Source organism: Halomonas sp. 707D4 (assembly GCF_024158685.1).
Classification (GTDB): Bacteria; Pseudomonadota; Gammaproteobacteria; order Pseudomonadales; family Halomonadaceae; genus Vreelandella.
Genome location: NZ_JAMZBD010000182.1, coordinates 1 through 5,942 on the forward strand (window position 1 = coordinate 1; position 5,942 = coordinate 5,942).

At 65.8% G+C, this 5,942-nt stretch carries 8 protein-coding genes; 2 read left to right on the forward strand and 6 right to left on the reverse strand.

Features of this window, described 5'->3' with window-relative positions; all coding sequences use genetic code 11:
- Positions 1–831: DNA gyrase C-terminal beta-propeller domain-containing protein (locus BIS11_RS09320; RefSeq protein ID WP_301286432.1), on the forward strand; the 831-nt coding region annotated here is incomplete at its 5' end.
- Positions 832–834: 3 nt separating this feature from the next.
- A complete protein-coding gene (gene serB / locus BIS11_RS09325) occupies positions 835–1,767 on the forward strand; it encodes a phosphoserine phosphatase SerB (RefSeq protein WP_253419787.1) in 933 nt (310 codons plus the stop codon).
- Positions 1,768–1,830: 63 nt separating this feature from the next.
- On the opposite strand, the gene BIS11_RS09330 is transcribed toward serB, so the two are convergent.
- From BIS11_RS09330 to mbhE, 6 genes are all read right to left on the reverse strand, one after another.
- On the reverse strand, positions 1,831–2,217 hold the full coding sequence (locus BIS11_RS09330) for a Na+/H+ antiporter subunit G (RefSeq protein WP_253419784.1): 387 nt from the start codon (positions 2,215–2,217) through the stop codon (positions 1,831–1,833).
- A 31-nt stretch (positions 2,218–2,248) separates the two neighbouring features.
- Positions 2,249–2,518: a K+/H+ antiporter subunit F gene (locus tag BIS11_RS09335; protein ID WP_227390302.1), complete on the reverse strand. Its 270-nt coding sequence runs from the start codon at positions 2,516–2,518 to the stop codon at positions 2,249–2,251.
- The gene (locus tag BIS11_RS09340; RefSeq protein WP_253419781.1) at positions 2,512–3,009 is read right to left on the reverse strand and encodes a Na+/H+ antiporter subunit E; all 498 of its coding nucleotides are present in this window, start codon (positions 3,007–3,009) and stop codon (positions 2,512–2,514) included. Before BIS11_RS09340 ends, BIS11_RS09335 begins: the two co-directional genes overlap by 7 nt.
- Positions 3,006–4,517, reverse strand: a complete 1,512-nt coding sequence (locus BIS11_RS09345) for a monovalent cation/H+ antiporter subunit D (RefSeq protein WP_253419778.1) — start codon at positions 4,515–4,517, stop codon at positions 3,006–3,008. Before BIS11_RS09345 ends, BIS11_RS09340 begins: the two co-directional genes overlap by 4 nt.
- Complete coding sequence (locus BIS11_RS09350; protein ID WP_253419775.1) at positions 4,514–4,852, reverse strand: Na+/H+ antiporter subunit C; 339 nt, start codon at positions 4,850–4,852, stop codon at positions 4,514–4,516. The genes BIS11_RS09345 and BIS11_RS09350 overlap by 4 nt, the downstream gene beginning before the upstream one ends.
- Before the next feature lies 1 nt (position 4,853).
- The coding region (mbhE, locus tag BIS11_RS09355; RefSeq protein WP_253585962.1) for a hydrogen gas-evolving membrane-bound hydrogenase subunit E at positions 4,854–5,942 on the reverse strand (1,089 nt) is incomplete at its 5' end.

Consider the following 5,942-nt stretch of genomic DNA (forward strand, 5'->3'; position numbering starts at 1 on the left):
GCCGGCAAGGAGCACGGCGACGCCCGCCGATCGACGCTGGTCGAGCGAGCCGAGGCGAAGGCGCTTTCCGAGGTCGAACTTCTGGGCGCCGACCCGATCACCGTGGTGGTTTCCGAGAAGGGCTGGATTCGCGCCGCCAAGGGCCACGACATCGATCCCGCCGGGCTCTCCTTCAAGGCCGGCGACCGTTTCCTGCTCGCCGGGCGCGGCAAGACCAACCACCCGCTGGTGCTTCTGGACGATACCGGGCGTGCCTACACGCTCTCCGCCCATAACCTGCCCAGCGCCCGCGGCCAGGGCGAGCCGATCACCGGGCGGGTCAACGTCACCGCCGGTGCCCAGATGACCGGTCTCATGCTCGCCCCGCCGGCCCAGCGGTTCGTGCTGGCAAGCGACGGCGGCTACGGCTTTCTGGCAACGCTTGGTGATCTCACCGGCAAGAACAAGGCCGGCAAGGCGGTGCTGAGCCTGCCCAAGGGGTGCAGCGTGATGGCCCCGGTGGCGGTGCCGGAGGGCGAGGCGCTGTGGGTGGCGCTGGTCTCCAACGAAGGGCGGCTGTTGCTCTTCCCGGCAAGCGAGCTGCCGCAAATGAGCAAAGGCAAGGGCATCAAGATGCTCGACATTCCCGGGCCGAGAGCGGCGCGGCGCGAGGAGTTCGTGCGCGACATGACGGTGCTCGGGGAGCATGGCGAACTCATCGTTCATGCCGGCAAGCGCAAGCTCACCCTGAAGGCTGCCGATCTGGCATACTACCGCGGCGAACGCGGGCGGCGAGGCAGCAAGCTCCCGCGGGGTTTCCAGAAGGTGGATCGGCTTGAGGCAGGAGAGTAGGGCATGGCACGTAGCGAGAAACTGATGACCGTCCTGGCGCCGCGGCTGACGCCCGCCATCGAGTCCGAGCTCGGCGCCTTGATGGTGCAGTTCAACCTGCGCGAGCAGGGGTTCGAGCGTCTGGCGGATACCGCCCAAGGTGCTGCGCTCGACGTCATCGAATACAGGGTGGCCTGCGACGCGCAAGGCGGCGAGAGCTGCCCCTGGGAGGCGCTTCGCCACGCCGCGCTCGCCATCGGCGAGGCCCATCCCGTGGACATCGTGATCCAGGACACCGACGAGCGCGCCTACCGGCTGGTCTGCTTCGACATGGATTCGACCCTGATCAAGGCGGAAGTGATCGACGAGCTCGCCAAGCGCCATGGCGTGGGCGATGAGGTGATGGAGGTGACCGAGCGTGCCATGCGCGGCGAGCTCGATTTCAAGGCGAGCTTTCGCGAGCGCATGGCGAAACTCGAAGGGCTCGATGAGTCGGTACTCGAAGGCATCGCCTCCGAACTCGTGCTGATGGATGGTGCCCCGCGGCTGATGAAGAACCTGAAGCGCCTGGGCTATCGCACCGCGATCCTGTCCGGCGGTTTCACCTACTTCGCCCAGGCGCTGCAGCGGCGCCTCGGGTTCGACGAGGTGCACGCCAACGAGCTGGTGATCAGCGAAGGGCGCGTCACCGGTGAGACGTGTGACCCGATCGTCGATGCCGAGCGCAAGGCGACGCTATTGGCCGAGATCGCCGATCGCGAGGGCTTGTCACTTGCCCAGACCGTGGCGGTGGGCGACGGTGCGAACGACCTCAAGATGCTCGCCCGGGCGGGGCTCGGCGTTGCGTTTCGCGCCAAGCCCTTGGTGCGCGCCGAGGCGCGCCAGGCGCTCTCGACAGTGGGGCTCGACGGGGTGCTCTACCTGCTGGGCCACGCCGAGGCCGAGCTCGAAGGCTGAACGTCTACAGCCATCCTGACGCAAAAGCGGCGCTCCTGGCGCCGCTTTTGCGTTCTCGAGGGCTCAGCCGTGGCCCTTGTCCGGGTGCGGCACCGGCTTCTTGCCGACCTCCTCGTCGCGCAGCTCGAAGGGCACGCCGCCGGTCTTCTGGGCGTGCCTCACGCGCAGGTGCAGGCCGGACTTGGCCAGCAGGTGAGCGCTGACCGGCGCGGTGATGAACAGAAACAGCGTGATCAAGAGCTCCTGGATGTCGATATGACCATCCATGCTCCAGAAGTAGCCCATCGAGGCGATCAGCATGCAGCCGATGCCCAGCGTGGAGGCCTTGGTGGGGCCGTGCAGGCGCATGAAGAAATCACGCAGGTGAGCCATGCCCAGTGATCCGATGAACACGAACACGCCGCCGGTGAGCAGCATGAGCGAGATGAGAGCCTCGACTAGAAAGGGCATGGGCGGCCTCCTTGGCGCTGGGTCGTGGATGTCATTCGATGATGTCTCCCCGCAGGATGTACTTGCACACCGCCACCGTACTGATGAAACCGAGCATGGCGATCAGCAGCGCCGACTCGAAGTAGGTCTTGCTGTCGAGCCATAGCCCCAGCAGCACGATCAGCGCGATGGAGTTGACGTACATGGTGTCCAGCGCCAGTACCCGGTCGGGCAGATCCGGCCCCACGATCAGCCGGAACAGGTTCATCAAAAGCGCCAGTACCACCAGCGTGAGGGTGAGATAAAGAGCCACGCTCAGCATTCGTAGATCTCCTTGAGGGGACGTTCGTAGCGCTCGCGAATCTCCTCGATCAGTGCCTGTTCGTCCTCCACGTCCAGCGCGTGGATCAGAAGCGACTTGCCATCGAGGCGCAGGTTGGCCGATACCGTGCCCGGGGTCAGGCTGATGGTGCTGGCCAGCAGTGTGATGGTGAAGCGCTCCTCGAGCATCAAGGGGTACTCGATGAAGTGCGGCTTCAAGCGCTTCCATGGGTTGGCCACCAGGCGCGCCACCTCGAAGTTGGCCACCACGATGTCCTTGAGCACGCGCAGGATGAAGCGCACCAGCACCCAGGGCTTCTTGATGCGCAGCTTGGTGTCCCAGAAGCGGAAGGTGACCAGCGGAATGATGATCGCCAGCACCCCGCCGAGCAGTATCTGTCCCGGGGCGTAGCTGCGCGCCATCAAAAGCCACACGAACAGCAGCAGAAGCGACAGGACTGGCGTGGGCAGCCAGCGACGCGGCGTGATCATAAGCTACCTCGCGCGTTGGAGAGAAGGGTATCGGTCAGGCGCTCGGGATGAGCGAGCTGCTCGGCGGTCGCCTGGGTGTAGCTGCTCACCGGCTGGGCGAAGGCCACCAGCAGCGGGGCGGCGCTCAACAGCCACACCACGCCGAACCACTGACACCTTGAAAGTGCCGCGCCGCCGGGGCTGCCGTAGTGGCTGCGCCAGAAAAGCGTCGACCCGGCCCGGGAAAGCGCAATCAGCGAAGCGAGGCTCGCGATCAACAGCGTCGGCCAGAGCCACAGCCGCTGCACGTCGTCGGCCGAGTTGAGCACCAGCGCCTTGCCCAGCGCCCCGGAGAGCGGCGGCACGCCCACCACGGCCACGGCGCCGATGAAGAACGCAAGCCCCAGCGCCTTGCCCTGCACCAGTGGCCGCGCCTTGACCAGGCGCGTACCCGCCTTGCCGCGCTGGGCACCAATCATCTCCGCCAGCAGGAAGAGCCCGCCGGTGATCAGGGTCGTGTGGATCAGGTAGTAGAGCAGCGCCGAAGCGGCCGATTCGCTGCGCATGCCGGCGCTTGCCAGAAGCGTACCCACCGACAGCAGCACCAGGTAGGCGATGAGCTGGCGAAGGTCGCGCGAGGCGAGAATGCCCACCGCCGAAGCGGCGAGCGTGGCAAGACCGAGCCACCACACAAAGGCCTGCTCGAGGGCGGCAAGCGCTCCGGCGCTTTCACCGAAGATCAGTAGATAGACGCGCAGGATGGCGTAGATACCCACCTTGGTCATGATCGCGAACAGCGCTGCCACCGGTGCCGGGGCGGCAGCGTAGGCCCGCGGCAGCCAGAAGTAGAGCGGCAGCATCGCCGATTTCAGCCCGAACACTACCAGCAGGATCAAGCCGCCGGCGGTCACCAGCCCCTGGCGCTCGGCGGGAAGCTCCGCCACGCGAATCGCCATGTCCGCCATGTTGAGCGTGCCGGTCGCGCCATACAGGATGCCTGCCGCGATCAGAAACAGCGATGACCCCGCCAGGTTGAGCACCACGTAGTAGACGCCGGACTGGATGCGCGCCTTGCCGCCGCCGTGCAGCAAGAGCGCATAGGAGGCGAGCAGCAGCACCTCGAAGAACACGAACAGGTTGAACAGGTCACCGGTCAGAAAGGCGCCGTTGATGCCCAGGAGCTGCCACTGGAAAAGCCCGTGGAAGTTGCTGCCCTTTTCATCGTCGCCGGCGCAGGCGAACACCACCGCGCCCAGGGCGAGCACGGCGGTGATCAGCAGCATCAGGGCGGAGAGGCGATCCAGCACCAGCACGATGCCGAAGGGCGGCTGCCAGTCGCCCAGCGCGTAGTAGAGGATCTCGCCCTCGGCGGCGCGACTGATCAGCGCGATGGCGGCCGCCAGGCTCAGCAGCGTGGCCACCACGCTCACCGCGCGTTTGAAGCGCACCAGCCCCTGGCGCTGGTAGAGCAGAATGATGCCCGCGACCAACGGCACCACGATGGGAAAAACGACGAGATGTTGCATCATTCGCGGTCTTCCTTCTTGCCGTCGACCTGGTCATTGCCCAGCTCGCTTCGCGCACGCATGGCCAGGATCACCACGAACGCCGTCATGGCAAAGCCGATGACGATGGCGGTGAGCACCAGCGCCTGGGGCAAGGGGTCGGCGTAGACGCCATGGCCATCGTCGTGGATGACCGCCGCGCCGTCGGTGGTGAGTCCGCCCATCGAGAACAAAAACAGGTTCACCGCGTAGGAGAGAAGCGTCAGCCCCACTACCACCGAGAAGGTGCGTCCTCGAAGCGTGAGATAGAGCCCGCAGGCGCTGAGCACGCCGGTGGTCACTGCGTAGAGGGTTTCCATGTCAGGGAGTCTCCTTGTTCGGTGCCGGGGCGTTGGGGTCGTCCTTGGGGGCATCCGCCACCGGACGGTGGGCGGTGGTCACCTTGCCCAGGTTGGCCAGAATCATCAGCGTGGCGCCGACCACGGCGAGATATACCCCGAGATCGAACAGCAGGGCCGTGGCCAGCTCGAACTTGCCGACCACCGGCAGGCTGAAGTAGCCGAACGCCGAGGTGAGAAACGGATGACCGAAGAGCCAGCTGCCGAGCCCGGTCAGCGTGGCGACGGCCACGCCCACCACGGCCACCGGCTGGAAGGGAAAGTCCAGTCGGCTTTGAGCCCATTCGACGCCCCGCGCCATGTAGAGAAGGATCAGGGCCACGGCGGTGATCAGCCAGGCGATGAAGCCGCCGCCGGGTTCGTTGTGCCCGCGCAGGAAGATGAACGCCGAGACCAGCAGCGCCAGCGGCAGCAGCGCCAGCGATATCGAGGTCAGAATCGCCGGGTAGCGATCCGGCGACCACACGCGGCCTTCGCTGTCGCTATGCGGAATGAACAGCCGCAGCCGGTTCAGAAGCTTGAAGATGGCAAGCCCGGCCAGGGCCAGCACGGTGATCTCGCCGAGCGTATCGAAGCCACGGAAATCCACCAGGATGACGTTGACCACGTTGTGGCCGCCGCCGCCGGGGATGCTGTTCTCCATGAAGAACTGAGAGATCGACAGCGTTTCGCGGGTCATCACCGCGTAGTTGAGGCTGGCGACGACCAGACCCACGCCGCCAGCCAGGAAGACATCGCGCAGGTTGCGCTTGCCGCTCGATTCAGGCGGTGTCTTCTGGGGCAAAAAGAACAGCGCCAGCATCAGGAGGATCATGGTGACCACTTCCACCGACAGCTGGGTCAGCGCCAGATCCGGCGCCGAGAAGCGCGCGAAGGTCAGCGCCACGAACAGCCCCACTACCGAGAGCATCAGAAGCGAGGTCAGCCGGTAACGGTGGGTGATCGCCGTCGCGAGCCCGCCGAAAATCAGCATCACCGCGCCGAACAGCACGATGCCATCCACCGGCTGATTGCCGCGCGAGCCGGTCAGCGTCTCGATCTGAGTGAGCCC